General features: G+C 62.7%; 12 protein-coding genes and 4 pseudogenes. 8 read left to right on the forward strand and 8 right to left on the reverse strand.

Going from position 1 to position 17,346, the window contains the following annotated elements; genetic code table 11:
• The first annotated feature begins 99 nt into the window (after positions 1-99).
• Positions 100-2,724, forward strand: a complete 2,625-nt coding sequence (gene alaS / locus H9K75_RS01595; RefSeq protein WP_187724513.1) for an alanine--tRNA ligase — start codon at positions 100-102, stop codon at positions 2,722-2,724.
• Positions 2,725-2,848: 124 nt separating this feature from the next.
• Here the strand turns inward: alaS and H9K75_RS01600 are convergent.
• The 4 genes and pseudogenes from H9K75_RS01600 to H9K75_RS01615 form a co-directional block, all read right to left on the reverse strand.
• Positions 2,849-4,215: pseudogene (locus tag H9K75_RS01600) on the reverse strand (TolC family outer membrane protein).
• Positions 4,216-4,331: 116 nt separating this feature from the next.
• Entirely contained in the window at positions 4,332-4,673 is a 342-nt protein-coding gene (locus H9K75_RS01605) for a rhodanese-like domain-containing protein (protein ID WP_187724514.1), read from the reverse strand.
• A 29-nt stretch (positions 4,674-4,702) separates the two neighbouring features.
• A complete protein-coding gene (locus tag H9K75_RS01610; protein WP_187724515.1) occupies positions 4,703-5,413 on the reverse strand; it encodes a protein-L-isoaspartate O-methyltransferase family protein in 711 nt (236 codons plus the stop codon).
• A 45-nt stretch (positions 5,414-5,458) separates the two neighbouring features.
• Positions 5,459-6,109, reverse strand: coding sequence for a TetR/AcrR family transcriptional regulator (locus H9K75_RS01615; RefSeq protein WP_187724516.1), 651 nt, complete (start codon positions 6,107-6,109; stop codon positions 5,459-5,461).
• 122 nt (positions 6,110-6,231) lie between these two features.
• Between H9K75_RS01615 and msrA the strand changes: the two genes are divergently transcribed.
• The 4 genes from msrA (at position 6,232) to H9K75_RS01635 (ending at position 10,683) form a co-directional block, all read left to right on the forward strand.
• Positions 6,232-6,777, forward strand: coding sequence for a peptide-methionine (S)-S-oxide reductase MsrA (gene msrA / locus H9K75_RS01620; protein ID WP_187724517.1), 546 nt, complete (start codon positions 6,232-6,234; stop codon positions 6,775-6,777).
• 80 nt (positions 6,778-6,857) lie between these two features.
• Positions 6,858-7,280: a hypothetical protein gene (locus tag H9K75_RS01625; protein ID WP_187724518.1), complete on the forward strand. Its 423-nt coding sequence runs from the start codon at positions 6,858-6,860 to the stop codon at positions 7,278-7,280.
• Between the two features lie 319 nt (positions 7,281-7,599).
• A complete protein-coding gene (locus tag H9K75_RS01630) occupies positions 7,600-9,603 on the forward strand; it encodes a TonB-dependent receptor domain-containing protein (protein ID WP_226858454.1) in 2,004 nt (667 codons plus the stop codon).
• A 138-nt stretch (positions 9,604-9,741) separates the two neighbouring features.
• Positions 9,742-10,683 (forward strand): AEC family transporter, encoded by a 942-nt coding sequence (locus H9K75_RS01635; RefSeq protein ID WP_187724520.1) that lies wholly within the window; start codon positions 9,742-9,744, stop codon positions 10,681-10,683.
• 18 nt (positions 10,684-10,701) lie between these two features.
• On the opposite strand, the gene pdxH is transcribed toward H9K75_RS01635, so the two are convergent.
• From pdxH to H9K75_RS01650, 3 genes and pseudogenes are all read right to left on the reverse strand, one after another.
• Positions 10,702-11,370: a pyridoxamine 5'-phosphate oxidase gene (pdxH, locus tag H9K75_RS01640; protein WP_187724521.1), complete on the reverse strand. Its 669-nt coding sequence runs from the start codon at positions 11,368-11,370 to the stop codon at positions 10,702-10,704.
• Positions 11,371-11,406: 36 nt separating this feature from the next.
• Positions 11,407-11,943, reverse strand: a complete 537-nt coding sequence (locus H9K75_RS01645; RefSeq protein WP_187724522.1) for a superoxide dismutase family protein — start codon at positions 11,941-11,943, stop codon at positions 11,407-11,409.
• 139 nt (positions 11,944-12,082) lie between these two features.
• Positions 12,083-12,636, reverse strand: a pseudogene (locus H9K75_RS01650) (gamma-glutamylcyclotransferase).
• 111 nt (positions 12,637-12,747) lie between these two features.
• Here H9K75_RS01650 and H9K75_RS01655 point away from each other — a divergent pair.
• Positions 12,748-13,287, forward strand: a complete 540-nt coding sequence (locus tag H9K75_RS01655; RefSeq protein WP_187724523.1) for an OmpA family protein — start codon at positions 12,748-12,750, stop codon at positions 13,285-13,287.
• Between the two features lie 200 nt (positions 13,288-13,487).
• Positions 13,488-15,446, forward strand: coding sequence for a trypsin-like peptidase domain-containing protein (locus tag H9K75_RS01660; protein ID WP_187724524.1), 1,959 nt, complete (start codon positions 13,488-13,490; stop codon positions 15,444-15,446).
• Between the two features lie 76 nt (positions 15,447-15,522).
• Here H9K75_RS01660 and gntR read toward each other — a convergent pair.
• Positions 15,523-16,550: pseudogene (gene gntR / locus H9K75_RS01665) on the reverse strand (HTH-type transcriptional regulator GntR).
• Positions 16,551-16,790: 240 nt separating this feature from the next.
• Here gntR and H9K75_RS01670 point away from each other — a divergent pair.
• Positions 16,791-17,308 (forward strand): annotated as a pseudogene (locus tag H9K75_RS01670) (gluconokinase).
• The last annotated feature ends 38 nt before the right edge of the window (positions 17,309-17,346 follow it).

Genomic DNA, 17,346 nt, shown 5'->3' on the forward strand with positions numbered 1-17,346 from the left:
TGGTTTATGCAGGGGATCCGTGACGGTATGCGCAAAAACCTATAATGCCAGGTTCACTACTGAGGCGGTCAACCGGCACTCAGAACCCAAGACACCACCATGAGCACACCCACTTTTTCCGTTGCAGATATTCGCAAGACGTTCCTGGACTTTTTCGCATCCAAGGGTCACACCGTGGTGGCGTCCAGCTCGCTCGTGCCGGGCAACGATCCGACGCTGATGTTCACCAACTCGGGCATGGTGCAGTTCAAGGACGTGTTCCTGGGCGAGGACAAGCGCCCCTACACGCGCGCCACGTCGGTGCAGGCTTGCCTGCGCGCCGGCGGCAAGCACAACGATCTGGAAAACGTGGGCTACACCGCGCGCCACCACACGTTTTTCGAGATGCTTGGCAACTGGTCGTTTGGCGATTATTTCAAGCAGGAATCCATCCAGTGGGGTTGGGAACTGTTGACCAAGGTGTTCGGTCTGCCCGCCGAAAAGCTGCTCGCCACCGTCTATGAAGAGGACGACGAGGCCTACGACATCTGGACCAAGGTCATCGGCCTGCCGCCCGAGCGCGTGATCCGCATCGGCGACAACAAGGGCGGGCGCTACAAGAGCGACAACTTCTGGATGATGGCCGACACCGGCCCGTGCGGCCCGTGCTCGGAAATCTTCTACGACCACGGCGCGCACATCGCAGGCGGCCCTCCGGGGAGCCCGGACGAAGATGGTGACCGCTTCATCGAAATCTGGAACCACGTGTTCATGCAGTTCGACATGAAGGAAGACGGCTCGGTCGTGCGTCTGCCCGCGCCATGCGTCGATACCGGCATGGGCCTGGAGCGCCTGGCAGCGATTCTTCAGCATGTGCACAGCAATTACGAGATCGACCTGTTCCAGGCGCTCATCAAGGCTGCGGCGCGCGAGACGCACATCCAAGACCTGAACACGCCGTCGCTCAAGGTGATCGCCGATCACATCCGCGCGACTTCGTTCCTCGTCGCCGACGGCGTGATTCCGTCGAATGAAGGCCGTGGCTACGTGCAGCGCCGCATCATCCGCCGCGCCATTCGTCACGGCTACAAGCTCGGCCAGAAGACGCCGTTCTTTCACAAGCTGGTGCACGACCTCGTGTTGCAGATGGGCGATGCCTACCCCAAGCTCCAGGAGCAGGAAGCGCACATCACCAGCGTGCTCAAGGCCGAGGAAGAGCGCTTCTTCGAGACGCTTGCGAACGGCATGGAAATTCTCGATGGCGCGCTGTCCGGTGGCGTCAAGGTGCTGCCCGGCGACGTGGCCTTCAAGCTGCACGACACCTATGGCTTCCCGCTCGATCTCTCGAACGACGTGGCACGCGAGCGCGGCCTGACCGTCGATGAGGCGGGCTTCAACGCCGCGATGGAACACCAGAAGACCACGGCCCGCGCGGCCGGTAAGTTCAAGATGGACCGCGCGCTCGAATACGCGGGCGATGTCAACACCTTCACCGGCTACGAAAAGCTGGCCGAATCGGCCAAGGTGCTCGCGCTGTATCGCGAAGGTGAGAGCGTGAACGAACTCAAGGTCGGCGAGAGCGGTGTCGTGGTGCTCGACACCACGCCGTTCTATGCGGAGTCCGGCGGTCAGGTGGGTGACCAGGGCAAGATCACGGCGGGCACGACGGTGTTCAAGGTGGAAGACACCCTGAAGGTCAAGGCCGAGGTGTTCGGCCATCACGGCACGCTTGAATCGGGCGCGCTCAAGGTGGGCGATGCGGTGCAGGCCGAGGTGGACACGCAATTGCGCGCTGCGACGATGCGCAACCACTCGGTCACGCACATCATGCACAAGGCGCTGCGCGAAGTGCTGGGCGGCCACGTCCAGCAAAAGGGTTCGCTGGTCAACGCCGATCGCACGCGTTTCGATTTTGCGCAGAACGCACCGGTCACGCCCGCGCAGATTCGCGAGATCGAGAAACGGGTGAATGCCGAGATCCTCGCCAACACCGACACGCAGGCCCGCGTGATGGACATCGAGAGCGCCCAGAAGACCGGCGCGATGATGCTGTTCGGCGAGAAATATGGCGACACCGTTCGCGTGCTCGATATCGGCTCCAGTCGCGAACTCTGCGGTGGCACACACGTTCATCGCACCGGTGACATCGGCCTCTTCAAGGTGGTCGGCGAATCCGGCGTGGCCGCTGGCGTGCGCCGTGTGGAGGCAGTGACCGGCGAGAACGCGCTGGCCTATCTGCAATCGCTCGAATCCACCGTGGACGAAGCGGCTGCGACGCTCAAGACACCGGCGGCTGAGCTGAATCACCGCATCGGCTCGGCGCTCGAGCAGATCAGGGCGCTTGAAAAGGAAGTCGCGGCGCTCAAGGGCAAGCTGGCCTCCAATCAGGGCGACGAATTGGTCGGCCAGGCGGTGGATGTCAAGGGCATCAAGGTGCTTGCCGCGAGGCTCGAAGGCGCGGACGCCAAGACCCTGCGCGAGACCATGGACAAGCTCAAGGACAAGCTCGGCGCGGCCGCAATCGTTCTGGCGGCGGTCGATGGTGACAAGGTACAACTCGCCGCCGGCGTGACCAAGGCCGAAACCGCCAGGGTCAAGGCCGGTGAACTCGTGAACTTCGTCGCTCAGCAAGTGGGCGGCAAGGGCGGCGGCAAGCCCGACATGGCGATGGCGGGTGGCACGGACGCATCGGGCGTGGCGGCTGCACTGGCGTCGGTTCAGGCGTGGGTCACTGAACGCGTGTAAACCACGCGAGCGCGGTTGCGCACAAAAAATGTCGGGATCAAGCCCGGCATTTTTTGCGTCTGGTGTATCGATAGGGCCTGTTCGCACAACCCAGGGGGTCGCGTTTTATGAACAGGCCCTGGCCTCATTTGGCGAGCAGTGCATCGACCTTGGCGACGTCCTCTTCGCCCAGGATGCCGGCCGCCTGGCGCAGCTTGAGTTCACCCATCAGCACGTCATAGCGCGCCTTCGCCAGATCACGCTTGGTCTGGTAGAGCTGGCTTTGCGCGTTGAGAATGTCGATGTTGATGCGCACACCTACCTGATAGCCGAGCAGGTTGGCGTCCAGCGCGCTCTGGCTCGATTCGACTGCGGCCTCGAGCGCCTTCACCTGTCCCATGCCGGACTGCACACCCAGATAGGCCGCGCGCGAGGCCTGCGCCACGCTGCGCCGCGCGTTGTCGAGATCAGCCTGGGCCTTCTCTTCGAGAGACAGCGTTTCCTTGACGCGGTTTTGCACGGCAAATCCCGCGAACAGCGGCACGTTGAGCGCCACGCCGACGCTTGCGCTGGTGGCGCGCGAATGCACGAACGGCTGGGACGTCATGCCATTGGGATTGCGCTGAATGCCGTAGCTGGCCTGCAGATCGACGGTCGGCAGATGACCGGTTTCGGCTTTTTTGGTTTCGAGCCGCGCAATGTCGAGCGCGATCATCGCCTGCCGCACGACCGGCTGCGTGGATTCTGCGGTGTCCACCCATTGGTTCAGATCGGCTGGCTGCACTTCGGGCAGTCGCACCGGCTGCGCGAGCGGCAGCGGCGCAATGCCGGCACGCCCGACGATCTGATCGAGTGCGAGCCGCTTGACCTGTAGATCATTGGTCGCCGCAATCTCCTGCGCGCTGGCAAGATCGTGGCGTGCCTGAGCTTCGCGTGAATCGGTGATCGTCGCGTTGCCGAGTTCGAAGTTGCTCTTGGCCGACGCCAGTTGCTCGGAAATCGCCTTCTTCTGGGCCTGCACGACGGTGAGGGTGTCCTGCGCCGCAAGCACGTCGAAATAGGCCTGGCTCACACGGATCAGCAGGTCCTGCTCGGCCGCATCCATCTGCGCCATCGCGATCTCCACGCTGCGCTTGCCTTGCTGGAACGTGATGCGATTGGCCGGACGATACAGCGGCTGGCTCGCCACGATGGCCGCTTGCTGCGACGGGCCATGCAGATCGAAATTCTGCGCCAGAGGCGTCGGCGTCTTGACGCGATATTGGGTGTGGGCCGTGCTGACCGCCGCCTGCGCTCCCACGGTGGGCAGCAACCCGGCGCGGGCCTGTTCACTGCGGCTCACGGTGGCGTCGTACTGCGCCCGCGAGGACTGCCACGGGCATCGTAGCCGCGCGCCTGCTCCACCAATTCAAGCAGGCTTTGCGCCCGGGCCGGGTGAATTGCAACCGCGCCAAGCAGCGACGCGACCGTCACAGCGAGCGGAAATTTGCGCAATGAAACGGAGTAGGGCATGTGGTGTCCTTCCTGCAAATCGGCATGACTGAACCACCTGCGCGGCGCGTGCAGGGCGCCGATGCAGGAGGATGGTTGAAGTGATCTGACGGCTTTTCGAACCTGCGCGTGGTGACTCAGTAGCGGGGTACCGATGGCGCCACTTCCTGTGACCACGCATCGATTCCGCCAGTGATGTTGGCGACATGTTCGAACCCCTGACGTTCAAGAAAGTCTGCGACGCGCAAACTGCGCATGCCGTGGTGACACAGGCACGCCATCGGGCGTGTCGGGTCGAGTTCGGCAATGCGGGCGGGAATCTCGCCCATCGGGATCGTGACCAGTTCAAAGTCTGCGGGCGCGACACTCGCGGTCTGCAGCTCCCACGCTTCGCGCACGTCCAGCACCAGTGGGCGGGCACCTTCGGGCGCGGCGGCAATCCACTCGGCGAGCTGTGCGGGGCGAATGTGGGCAATCATGCGTATTTCCTGGAAGGATGAAAAACGGCTCAGAACCTGAACGGCGAAGGTTCCGTGAAATTCACGAGGCGCGGTGCAACGATGTCCCACGGTTGCTTAACTTCGAAGCTGTTGCCGTTGCGTGTCACGACGGTGGCGCGCATCATCGGCTCTTGCCCGACGATGGCGACAAGGCGACCACCCTCGGTGAGCAGCGACAGCAGGTTTTGCGGCACTTCGGCCACCGAGCCGCTGACCATGACGATGTCGAACGGGCCTTCGGCGCTCAGATCGCGCGAGCCGTCGCCCATGCGGACTTCCACGTTGATAATGCCGGACGAACGCAGGTTTTCCTTGGCGAATTCGACCAGATCGGCATTGATTTCCAGCGTCAGCACCTGCGATGCGCTGCGGCCCAGCAAAGCGGCCATATAACCCGAGCCAGCGCCGATTTCGAGCACGCGGTCGGTGGTTTTCACGGCGGCATCCTGGAGCATGCGGGCTTCCACGCGCGGGGGCAGCATCATCTGGCCGGTGCGCTCGGCCTCTTCGACGGAATCATTGAGCGGAATCTCGATGTCCATGAACGCCATGGAGCGGTAGGCGATCGGCACGAATTCCTCGCGACGCACCTGGGTCATGAGATCGAGCACGTCCTCGGCCAACACGCGCCACGGGCGAATCTGCTGCTCAATCATGTTGAAGCGGGCCTGTTCGACAAGATTGCTGGTGTCGGCGGACGTGTTCAAGGGCATGTTCATGGGTTACTCCGAATGCGGGCTCAGGGATCAGACAAACCGCCGATTTTAGGCGGCTCGCGGGCGCAAGCCCACCAATAAGTTGTCTGCGTGCATTTGCAGGTATTTCAGGGCGTCGAATTCTTCCGGGTTGGCGATGCAGAAGGACTTGGAAGACATCATCAGATCGAGTTGCATCAGCGGTGCCTCCACGAGATAGATCGCGTAATCGAGATCGAGCTTGCGGAACTCGCCCGAAGCCATGCCCAGCGTGAGAATCTTGCGGATCAGACCCTGCGCGGGTAGCACCACTTCCGTGCGATAGAAGAGGGCGAGATCGGGAAAATTGCCGGCCTCGGACATCATCAGGCGGCCCAGACCGTTGGCCTTGGTCGAGCCGATGCGCTCCCACCAGGCATTGAGGGCGTACTCCACCATTTCGCTGCAACTGCCGCAAAAGGTGGTCAGCTCCGCTTCCCACTCGGCAAAGCGGCCCGAGATGTTCTCGCGCACGACGGCCTTGAACAGTTCTTCCTTGCTCGGAAAATACAGAAACAGAGTTCCCTTGGAGACCCCGGCACGCGCGGCGACTTCCTCGACCTTGGTGGCCGCAAAGCCTTTTTCGACGAACAGATCGAGCGCCGCGTCCAGCAACTCACCGGGACGAGCCTCCTTGCGGCGGCCGCGTTTGGTGGATGAACTGTCGGAAGATGGAAGCATGGATGCGCAATAAAATTAATGACTGACTGGTTAGTAATATAACAACCTCATTTTCCGCCGTCAAACGGTTGAGTCACATAATTCGCATAAACGGATATGTTCAAAACAAAGGAGCGGCAATCATGGACAAGGAACCAACGATCTATCTGGGCGGCGGCTGCTTCTGGTGCACCGAGGCCGTGTTCGATCGCGTGAATGGCGTGACGGATGTGCAGAGCGGCTACGCGAACGGGCACGTCGATCATCCGACCTACGAGCAGATCTGCGATGGCAACACAGGGCACGCCGAGGTGGTCAAGCTGACGTTCGATCCGGCGGTGATCAGCCTGCGCCAGATTCTGGAGATCTTTTTTGCAACGCACGATCCGACCACGCTCAACCGGCAGGGCAACGACGTGGGAACGCAGTACCGCAGTGCGATCTACTACACGAGCGACGAGCAGAAGCAGGTGATCGATCAGCTGCTGCGCGAGATCGGGCAGGACAAGCTGTTCGGCGTGCCGGTGGTCACCGAGGTCGAGCCGCTCAAGAGCTACTGGCCTGCCGAGGACTACCATCAGGACTATTTTCTTCAGCACCCCAATCAGGGCTACTGCGCGTTCGTCGTGGGCCCCAAGGTCGATAAGTTTCGCAAGACTTTTGCAGGACTTCTGAAGCCTGGAGCCTGATTTACCGGCTATGCTTGCGGCCTTCGCATCATCTCCCCTGATGTGATTTTCTGTTTGCGCACCTGCTGCGCCCCTTCGCAATGCAAACCCGTCTGACCCTGCGACAACGACTCGGCATGTGCTGGCTGATGCTGGCACTCGTGCTGTCGCCTGCGCTCGGGCTGGTGCATCAGGTGGCGCATGGCGCGGGATCGTCGTCGCACGCCAGCATGGGCGGGACGTCACCGGCAGCGCTGGAGCAGGGCCTTGAGACGCCGCACGCATCGGCATCGATTGCCGATCAGACGCTTGGCGCCATGCAGCAATTGTTTGGCGCGCATACCAAGGCGGAGTGCGTTCTGCTCGACCAGATTGCGCTCGGTCACGCGCTGGTGGCGCATGTGCCGGTGCTGGCCGAGCCGCTGCCCGAGGCGACGCCGCTTGCCGAACTATCCGCTGAGCCTCTGGGCCAGCATGCCGCGCCATTTCGCGCCCGCGGCCCTCCGGTATTGCTGTCGGCCTGAGTTCATTCAAACTCCGTTTTCCATGCGGGCTTTTCTTTTACGGGGTGCCGCGCCGTTGTCGCGCGCTCGCTGAACCAGGTCCATTCATTCGTTTTTCTCGCCGTGTGATGTCGGCGTTGGCCGGTGGGCCGCGCTCCAGAAACACCGTCTGAATCCTTTGGCGCGCCCTGCGTTGTGATGCCGGGTGCGACCGCATAGCTTGTATACAGCAATGAAAAAATCTTCCTCTATCCGGCGAGCGCATGCGCTGCCCGTGAGCGGACCGCGTCCGTTATCCCTCGCCATTTTTCTGATCTTTGCATCCGGGCACGGTGCCACCATGGCGCAGGATGCACCCCAGGCGCTGCCCGAGGTCACGGTGTCGTCGAGCGGGCTGGCGCTTGGCGCTTCCGAGATGACCACGCCCGTCACGGTGCTGGAAGGCGACGCGCTGGTGCGCACTCGCGCGGCCACGCTCGGCGAAACGCTGGAGGGAGAACCTGGCATCACCGGCAGCCACTTTGGCGCAGGCGCGAGTCGCCCGGTGATCCGCGGCATGGACGGGCCGCGCGTGAAGGTGCTCTCGGACGGCTCCGAGATTCAGGATGCATCGACCGTCAGCCCGGACCATGCCGTGGCCTCCGAGCCCTTGCTGGCCTCGCAGATCGAGGTGCTGCGTGGACCATCGGCGCTGATTTATGGTGCCGGCGCGATTGGTGGCGCGGTCAATGTGCTGGACAACAAGATTCCCACCGCGATTCCCCAAAAGGGCTACGAAGGCAGCGCCGAATTGCGCTATGGCAGCGGCGCGAGGGAAAAGGCGTGTGCCGTGTCGCTGACCGGTGGCTCGGGCAATCTGGCTGCGCACGTGGAAGCCTCGGGCCGCAATGCCGGTGACTATGGCGTCGGCAGCGGCTGGAGCGGCGGCTCGAGCGTCCCGGGCAGCTTCAACCGCACGAGTGGCGCGAGCGTCGGCCTGTCATGGGTCGGCTCGCGCGGCTATCTGGGGCTTGCGCTCACCCAGCAGAACGCGAAGTACGGTCTGCCCGGCCACAACCACGACATCGAAGGTTGCCACCCGCATGGCGATCACCTGCATTGCGGCGGTCACGGCGACCATGGCCACGGTGATGATCATGATCATGGGGACGATCACGACCATGAGCACGAAGCCCATGCACCCGGCGACGTGCCGGTGGTCGACATGCGCAGCAATCGACTCGACGTGCGCGGTGAACTGCGCAATCCCTTTGCGGGTTTCAGCGCGATCCGCCTGCGCGGCGGCCTCACGGACTACCGTCACGACGAGATCGAGGATGGGGCGATTGGCACCACGTTCAAGAACAAGGCCTACGACCTGCGCGTGGAGGCGCAGCACGAGCCCATCGCGGGATGGCGAGGCGTGATGGGTTTGCAGACCTCGCAGCGCAAGTTCAGCGCCGTGGGAGAAGAGGCCTACGTGCAGCCGACGATCACGCGCCGAACCGGTCTGTTTCTGCTGGAGGAATATCGCATCGACAACTGGCGTTTTGAAGCCGCGCTGCGCCACGACCGGCAAACGGCGGAAGCCGAGGACAGCGGCATCGAGCGCAGCCACAACGGCACGTCGCTGTCGCTGGGCAGTGTCTGGCGCTTTCAACCGGGTTACTCGGCCGGCCTGACGTATAGCCGCGCCAGCCGCGCCCCGGCGGCGGAGGAACTGTATGCGCGCGGCCTGCACATGGCGACGGCAACCTACGAAGTCGGCAACGCGGATCTGCGCAGCGAGACGTCGAACAACTTCGATCTCACGCTCAAGAAGACCAGCGGTCCGACCACGTTCGACGTGACCGCCTATCGCAACCGCATCAAGGGCTACATCTATGGCAAGACGCTTGACGCGGTCGATGGCCTTCAGTTGCTTGAATACAGCCAGCGCAACGCGACCTTCACGGGCGTGGAAGCCAAGGTGCGCCAGCAGTTGAATCAGGCCCTGGGATTGAGTGTCTTCGGCGACGTGGTGCGCGCCAAGCTGGATGACGGCAGCCATCTGCCGCGCATCGCACCGGCGCGAGTCGGTGTGCGGCTCGACACCCGCTGGCGCGAGTGGGACGGCAACATCGAATGGGTGCAGGTGTCGCGCCAGAATCGTACCGCCGAGTTTGAAACGCGTACGCCGGGCTACGGCATGCTGAATCTGGGCGTGGCCTACAACGGGGGTCGTGGCACGCCGCATGAATGGCAGGTGTACGTCAAGGCGCGCAATCTGACGGACCGTCTTGCGTACTCGGCCACCTCGTTCATCAAGGACGCCGCGCCGCTCATGGGGCGCAACATCACCGTGGGGATGCGCGTGGCCTTCTGACGGGCGAAGCGGGGCATTCTGCAAAGCCATTGCAAGCGCGCCGGTGTGTGAACGGACCTAGAATCACCGGTTTTCGTCGCCACTGCCGCGGCGCTCGCGATCCGGCCTGTCGGAGCGTGGTGCGCCTCTTGTTTGTCCATGCTTGCCTCGCTGATTCCCGTCCTGTTTTGCATCGCCCTTGGCTGGGTGGTCGCACGCATTGGCTGGGTGCGCGACGCGGCGATCAAGGACCTGAGCAATCTGGTCTTTCTGGTGCTCACTCCCGCGCTGCTGTTTCGCACCATGGGCAACGTGCGGATTCAGGAACTCGACTTCAAACCGGTCGTTCTGTACTTCGCGGCGGTGGCCATTCTGTTTGTCGGCACGCTGCTGCTGCGCGGGCTGTCCAAGCGCGCCGCAGCGCAGGCGCTGGCTTGCGTGTTCGGCAACACGGTGATGATCGGCGTGCCCATCGTCCAGTTCGTATTCGGCAATGACGCATTGATCGTGCTGTTCACGCTGGTGTCGCTGCACTCGCTGATCCTGTTGACCTCGGCCACGCTGATCTTCGAGCTGGCCGAAACACGGGAGGCGCGGGAGCGCGGCGAGGGCGCTCCCGTTCCGCTGTGGCGCACGCTGCTGCAGGCCGCGCGCAAGAGCATCATTCACCCAGTGCCGCTGCCGATCCTGATCGGCTTGATCTTCGCGCAGACGGGCCTGAAGCTGCCCGACGGTATCGACAAGGGATTGCAGATGATCGGCAATGCACTCAGCCCGATGGCCTTGCTGCTGGTCGGCATTTCGCTGGCCTACACGCGCATCGGCGCGAATCTGCGCATGGCCACCGTCATCACGCTGGTCAAGAACGTCGCGATGCCCGCGCTGGTGCTTGCGATTGCGCCGCTGCTCGGAGTCTCCGGCCTGCCGCTTGCGGTGATGTTCGTGATCGCGGCAATGCCGGTCGGTGCCAACGTGTTCTATTTCACGCAGCGCTATGGCGTGATGCAGCAGGAGGTCTCGGCGAGCATTGCGGCCTCGACGGCGTTTGCGTTGGTCAGCTTGCCGCTCGTGATCTGGATCGCCCATCACTTCGAGGCTTGAGGCCCGAGCCTTGGAGTCTCAGGGCGCCAGTCTTTCGCGCAGCCACTGGCCGTCATCGAGCCGGTACGAGAGACGATCATGCAGGCGGCTCTTGCGGCCTTGCCAGAACTCCCAGCGATCAGGCACCAGCCGAAATCCTCCCCAGTGCGGTGGCCGCGGTGGGCTCAGCATGAACTTCGCGCTGTATCTGGCGGCATTGGCAACGAGCACGCTGCGCCCGGCGATCACCTGGCTTTGCGGACTGGCCCAGGCGCCGATGCGTGAATCGAGCGGGCGGCTTTTGAAATAGGCATCGCTTTCCTCGTCGCTGACCTTTTCCACGCGGCCTTCGATGCGTACCACGCGCTCAAGCTCCACCCAGTGAAACTGCAGCGCGGCGAACGGATTGCCCGCAATCTGCCGCCCCTTGCGGCTGTCGTAGTTGGTGAACCAGACGATGCCGCGCTCGTCGTATCCCTTGATCAGCACGATGCGCGTGCTCGGGCGCATGTCGCCGCCGACGGTTGCGAGCGTCATGGCGTTGGGCTCGGGCACCGCGCCCGCGATGGCCTCGTTGAGCCACTGGTCGAATTGCTGCAGCGGATCGCTGCGGGACGCGTCTTCGCTGAGTTCCGCGCGCTCGTAACTCTTGCGCAGATCGGCGATATGAGAGGTGAGGGGAGGGGTCGTCATGCGGCTATTGTGCATCGCGCGACCACCCCTGCCGACCGAATGAACCGCGCCTTACTTGATCACCGCGCAGGCCATGCGCGCGCCGGCGTTGCCCGTCGGCTGGGTCTTGAAATCATCGGGATCGGCGTGCACGATCAGGCCACGGCCCACGATGTTGTTGTCCGCGCCGGCCTTCAGATTGATACCGCGAATTTCCTCATTGACGCGGGCGACGCCATTGGCGTCCGCGCGCAGGCTTGGAAGATCACCGCCATGGTGCGGATCGCGGCCGTATTTGCCGTGGGCCGCGCCCGAGGGGTTGAAGTGGCCGCCAGCGCTCATGCCGTCGCCGCTGGAGCAATCACCCTTTTCATGGATATGGAAGCCGTGCTCCATGTTGGGCTTGAGACCGGTGATCTGACCCGTCACCAGCACGGCGTTGTCGCCGGTCTGCATGAAGCGCACAGTGCCCTTGACCTCATTGCCGCGCGTGGCTTCGAGCGCTGCGGCGGCCTGTGGCTTGACCGGCGATGTGGACGAAGATGCACAGCCCGCAAGGGTGATGACCGCAGCAGCGGCAGCAAGAGAAAGACCGGAACGCATGAACATGTGACTAAACCTCTGGTTGGTGGTTGACGATGGTGACTCGGCCGAGAGCGGCAAAAATACGGCAAATGCGGCTCGGTTCATCCATGCAGTCTATCCGCCAGCGCGCAGTGTTGTATCGCAGGACTCGAAAATCCTCGCATCAGTTCCGCTGCTTGGGAAGGTTCAGCAGGCGCGCGAGCGCGCGATCCTCGATGCCCATTTGCAGCAACTGCTCGTGCGTGGCGCGCGCGTAGTCATGCGTCGTGCCGAATTTTCCCGTGGCCTCGGCAAAGATGCGGCGGTATTCGTCATCGCTCAATATCCCCGTATGGCTCGGGCTTTTGCGCGACAGCGTGAATGCGAGGCCCGTACCGAGCCCTGCGCGGTACGGCAATCGAGCCAGCGCGGGTCATACACGCCCAACACCATTTCCCGCTGCCACAGATTGATCATCACCTCGCGGCCATGCGCCTTGTCCACGCGAAAGATCACGCCCTTGCAACAGCCGCCCGAGAGCATGCCGAAGACCAGCCCGGGGCGCTCGGGTGTGCCACGGTTCACCCGGCTCCACATCTTAAGCGCGCGATGCCAGCCATGGACCATGGCGTCGCGACGCTCGACGTAATCGAAATCCGGTCGCCAGATCAGCGAACCGTAGCCAAATACCCACAAATCATCGCGACCACCCCATTCATCGAGTGCTCTTTCAAGCATCGGAGCGGGGTCGCGGATGGGCACGGGGTCGTCGACATGTCAGGCACTCTACAATCGATGGGTTTGTCTGACCAACATATCACGAATTATTTATCAACGGAGTCCCAACTCATGTCCTTCAATTCTTCCGACGACGACAGCCAAGAACGCTTTGCCCTTGGTTTCCTGTTTGCCCTGATCGCGCTGGTGGTTTCGACCGTCGTCGGCGTGGTGGTCTACAAGCGCGGCATCGTGCACGCGCCCGCCCAGCCCGTGGCCGTCAGGACCGTGGATAGAACCGTCCTCAGCCCGTCGGGCAATGTGATTGCTGAAGACGCGGCTTCGGTGATCGTCATGGACAACGGTCTGGTGAAATTCTTCTTCGCATCCGGCAAGGCGGATGTCGCTTCCGGCGCCAACACGGCACTGGCGGAAGTCGTCAAGGGTGTGGTCGCAGGTGGCAAGCGCGCGCAGATCTCGGGCTACCACGACATCACCGGCGACCTGACCAAGAACCAGGAACTCGCTAAGCAGCGCGCCCTGGCCGTGGCCGATGCGCTCAAGTCGCTCGGCGTTCCGGAAGACAGGCTCGATCTGAGAAAGCCCGAGCAATCGCTGGCCTCGGACACCAATGCCGAAGCGCGCCGCGTCGAAGTGATCCTGGTGCCCTGATGCACCGCTTGCGCGCCTGACTTCCGCGTCTGGAGGTCAGCCAATGAAAACCCGGCACCGGTTTGCCGGGTTTTTTATTGCCCGACGTTGTTGTATCTGCGGCAGCGCTGCCTGCGCTTTTCCGAAGCGGCGAACTGTCTTGTTGGCGCCGAATTACTATTGATATGATTGATGCAATTATTCACAATGGGACGGAACGAATGCGGCGCGACAAGAATTTCTGGAATCTGGGCTGGGCTGGCAAAGCCTCTCTGGCGCTTGCGCTGATGGCGGGATTGGCGCCGGGATGGGCGCAGTCGGCGGGTGTGGTTTCGGACGGTTTGAAGGTCGGCGCGCATACGCAGCCGCTGAACACACCGGAAGAATTCGTCAAACTCAAGCGCTCGGCGATTTCGCCCGTGGTGCCTGCGCTCGTCGATCTCGGTGAGTGGGGCGGTTTGAAATCCCAGGATCTGCACGGCGGGAATGGCGCGTTTCAGGTCGCTGCGAAACGCCAGAGCGCCGCATCGTCGAGCGTCATAGCGACGAACAAGCTGCTCAAGTGGCAGGCGTCGGCGAGCGGCGGCGAAATCGCCGCCATCAGTTTTGAATCCGCAGATGCATTTGGTCTGCGTCTCGGCGTTCAAATCGACTCGCTGCCCGGCAGTGCGTTGCTGCGCGTCTATGCTCAGGGACGTCGCGATGAGGCGTTCGAGATCGCGGGCCAGCGCGTGCTTCAGACGCTGGAAGCCAACCTCAAGGCCGGTGACGACTCGGCCGAAGGGCGGACCTGGTGGACGCCGGGTGCAGACGGCGAAGAGCTGACCCTGGAAATCGAGCTGCCTGCTGGCACGCCCGGCAGCCTCGTGCAGATCTCGGTGCCAAGCATCGTCCACGTGTACCACGACCTTTCGCTGCCGCTCGAATCCGACGTGACGCCGAACACAGGCAAGGCCGAAGTCATCGGCAATTCGGGTGCCTGCAATCTGGATTCGACCTGCTACGAAGAGTACCGTTCGCAGCGTGATGCCGTGGCGCGCATGGTGTACATCACTCCCGCAGGCGGCTATCTCTGCACCGGCACCTTGCTCAACGACAAGTCCAGCAGCGGCACGCCTTATTTCGTCACCGCCAACCACTGCATCAGCTCGCAGACCGTGGCATCGACGCTTCAGACGTTCTGGTTTTTCCGCACGCCGACCTGCAATGCGCGCACGCTTTCGTCGGCCACGAAGACGCTGCAAAACGGCGCGACGCTGCTCTACACCAGCGTGTCACCGGACGCGACACTGCTGCGCCTGAACGACACGCCTCCTGCGGGCGCGGTGTTCGCCGGTTGGGACGCGAGTGCGCAACGGGCCAATGCTTCGGTGGTGGCCTTGCATCATCCCGCTGGCGATCTGCAGAAAATCAGCTTCGGCGCGATTTCCACAACCTCCACCTGCGGTCCCGTGGATGTGACCGTGATGTGCGCGCCCATGAACGACATGAGCGGCGACTACTACCGCGTGAAGTGGTCCCAGGGCACCACGCAGGGCGGCAGTAGCGGTTCGGGTCTGTTTGTGGGGGGCTATCTCACCGCCACGTTGTCGAGCGGCACGGCAACCTGCTCCAACCGCGCGGGCCACGACGACTATGCGCGCTTCGATCGCGTCTATCCGGCGATGAAACCCTGGCTCAATCCGGTGATCGACACCGGCGCAGGCACGGGCACGGGCGGCACCGGCGATGGAAAACGCGCCGCAGTCTATCGCTTCTACAACACGCAGACCGGAGCCCATTTCTACACCGCCAATGCGGGCGAGCGCGACTACGTGATCGGCAACTATCCCGCGTTCCAGTATGAAAACGTGGCTTTCTATGCCTATCCCGCAGCGACGACCGACCAAAGCCCGATTTTCCGCTTCTTCAACACCAAAACCGGCGCCCACTTCTACACCGCCAACGCCGCCGAGCGCGACTACGTGATCAGCGAATATCCGGTCTTCAAATACGAAGGCCCGGTATGGTTCGCGCAGACACAGACCGGCAACAGTTCCGTGCCGATCTATCGCTTCTTCAACACGAAGACCGGAGCGCACTTCTACACGGTCAACGCAGCAGAGCGCGATTTCGTGATTGCCGCGTACCCGGTGTTCAAGTACGAAGGGCCTGTGTATTACGTCTGGACGACGCAGTGATGCAGTAGTTCATTGGCTCGTGCTCTCGTAGGGCGGGAGACGAGCCCCTATTTCAGCGCCAATGTTTGAGCCGGAGCTAGGTGCTCTCGCGCACCACCAGCTCGTATTGCAGTTCCACCGCCGTTGCCTTGGTCACCTGTCCGCGCATCAGATCGAGCAACATGCGCGCGGCGGATTCGCCTACCTGTTTGCGTGGGGTGCGCACGGTGGTGAGGGCGGCACCATCTGGTCGCTGCCGGCGAGGTCGTTGAAGCCGGCCATGGCGATGCGGTCGGGCACGGGAATGCCGAGCCGGTTGGCGGCGAGCAGGCCGCCTTGCGCCAGGTCGTCGTTGCAGAAGAACACGGCATCGACGTCGGGGTTCAGCGCGAGCAGACTTTCAAACAGGCGGCCGCCCAGCGCCATGGAAGAGGGCTCGGCGCTCAATAGTTCAAGACGCGGATCGTATTGCCCGGCCTGCTTGAGTGCGCGGCGGTAGCCCTCGGCGCGTTGCATCACGCGCGGGTCGAGCTGGGCGGCGCAAAACGCAATGCGGCGGTAGCCACGCTCGAGCAGGTGCTGCGTCATCGCCGCGCCAGCGTCGGCCTGCGAGAAGCCGACGCTGGCGACGTTGGGCGCGGTGCTGGTCTCCATCATGTGCACGCAAGGGACGCCGCTGCGCGCAATGAGCTGGCGCGCGGCTTCGCTGCGATCAAAGCCTGTGACCAGCAGGCCCGCGGGACGCATCGGCAGATAGGTGCGCAGCAGCAGTTCTTCTTCGGCAGTGTCGTAGTGGGTCACGCCGATCAGCGGCTGAAAGCCCTGCGGGAACAGCGTGCGATGAATGGCTTCGAGCACGTCAACGAACAGGTTGTTGGACAAAAGCGGCACGAGCACCAGCACCTGCGTGCTGCGCTGCGAGGCGAGGGCGCGCGCGGCCGGATCCGGTACGTAGTGGAGTTGCTCGACCGCCTTGCGCACGCGTTCGACCAGTTGTGGATCGACGCCGCGCTCGCCGCGCAGCGCGCGAGAGACCGTGATCGGGCTGACCTCGGCGGCCCGCGCCACGTCCGCTAGCGTGGTGCGGCCACTGGCGCGTCGGCTTTTCTTCTGGGCGTCAATCAAGGGTTACTCCTGAGCGAATTTGAATTTATTGTGACTTAAGATAGCGCTATCCCAAAGACTTTCACACTCATTTCGACCATAAATTTTGAGATCACTCGCTCCGGGGCATCATTCGATCTTCTCTGAACAAAGATTGGTGATGACACGCAGTGATCGCATTCTTTTCGATTCGGATCGATCATTATTTTGACCATGCAGGATAGCGCTATCCAAACATTCGACTCGCCAGCCATCGTGGTGATGGGCGTCTCCGGCTGCGGCAAGTCCAGCGTGGCCGACGCCTGTGCCCGCGTGCTGGGCTGGGCATTGCACGAGGGCGATGCGTATCACTCGCAGCAGAGCATCGAGAAGATGTCCGCAGGCATTGCGCTCAATGACGATGACCGTTCAGGCTGGCTCGACCGGCTCGCCGAGCTGCTCGCGCCGCAGGCAAGCGGACAGGGCACGGTGCTTACCTGCTCGGCGCTGCGTCGCAAATACCGCGACCGTCTGCGTGCGGCCAATCCGAACCTGGGCTTTGTGTTTCTCGATCTGTCCTATGACGACGCGCTGCAGCGTGTGCAATCACGCCCGGGGCATTTTTTCTCGCCGGCGCTGGTTGCCAATCAGTTTGCAACGCTGGAGCGCCCGAAGGCGAGCACGACGTGCTCACCGTCAATGCCATGGAGCCGATCGAGGCGCTGATCCAGCAGGTTGTTGCCTGGGCCGAGGGCAAAGGCTGGGCCGTGGCCGCGTGCGAAGCGCAACACAAATTCTGAACCACAGCGATATTCCTCAGGGACTCTTCCAACATGAC

Source organism: Diaphorobacter aerolatus (genome assembly GCF_014489535.1).
Lineage (GTDB): Bacteria > Pseudomonadota > Gammaproteobacteria > Burkholderiales > Burkholderiaceae_C > Diaphorobacter_A > Diaphorobacter_A aerolatus.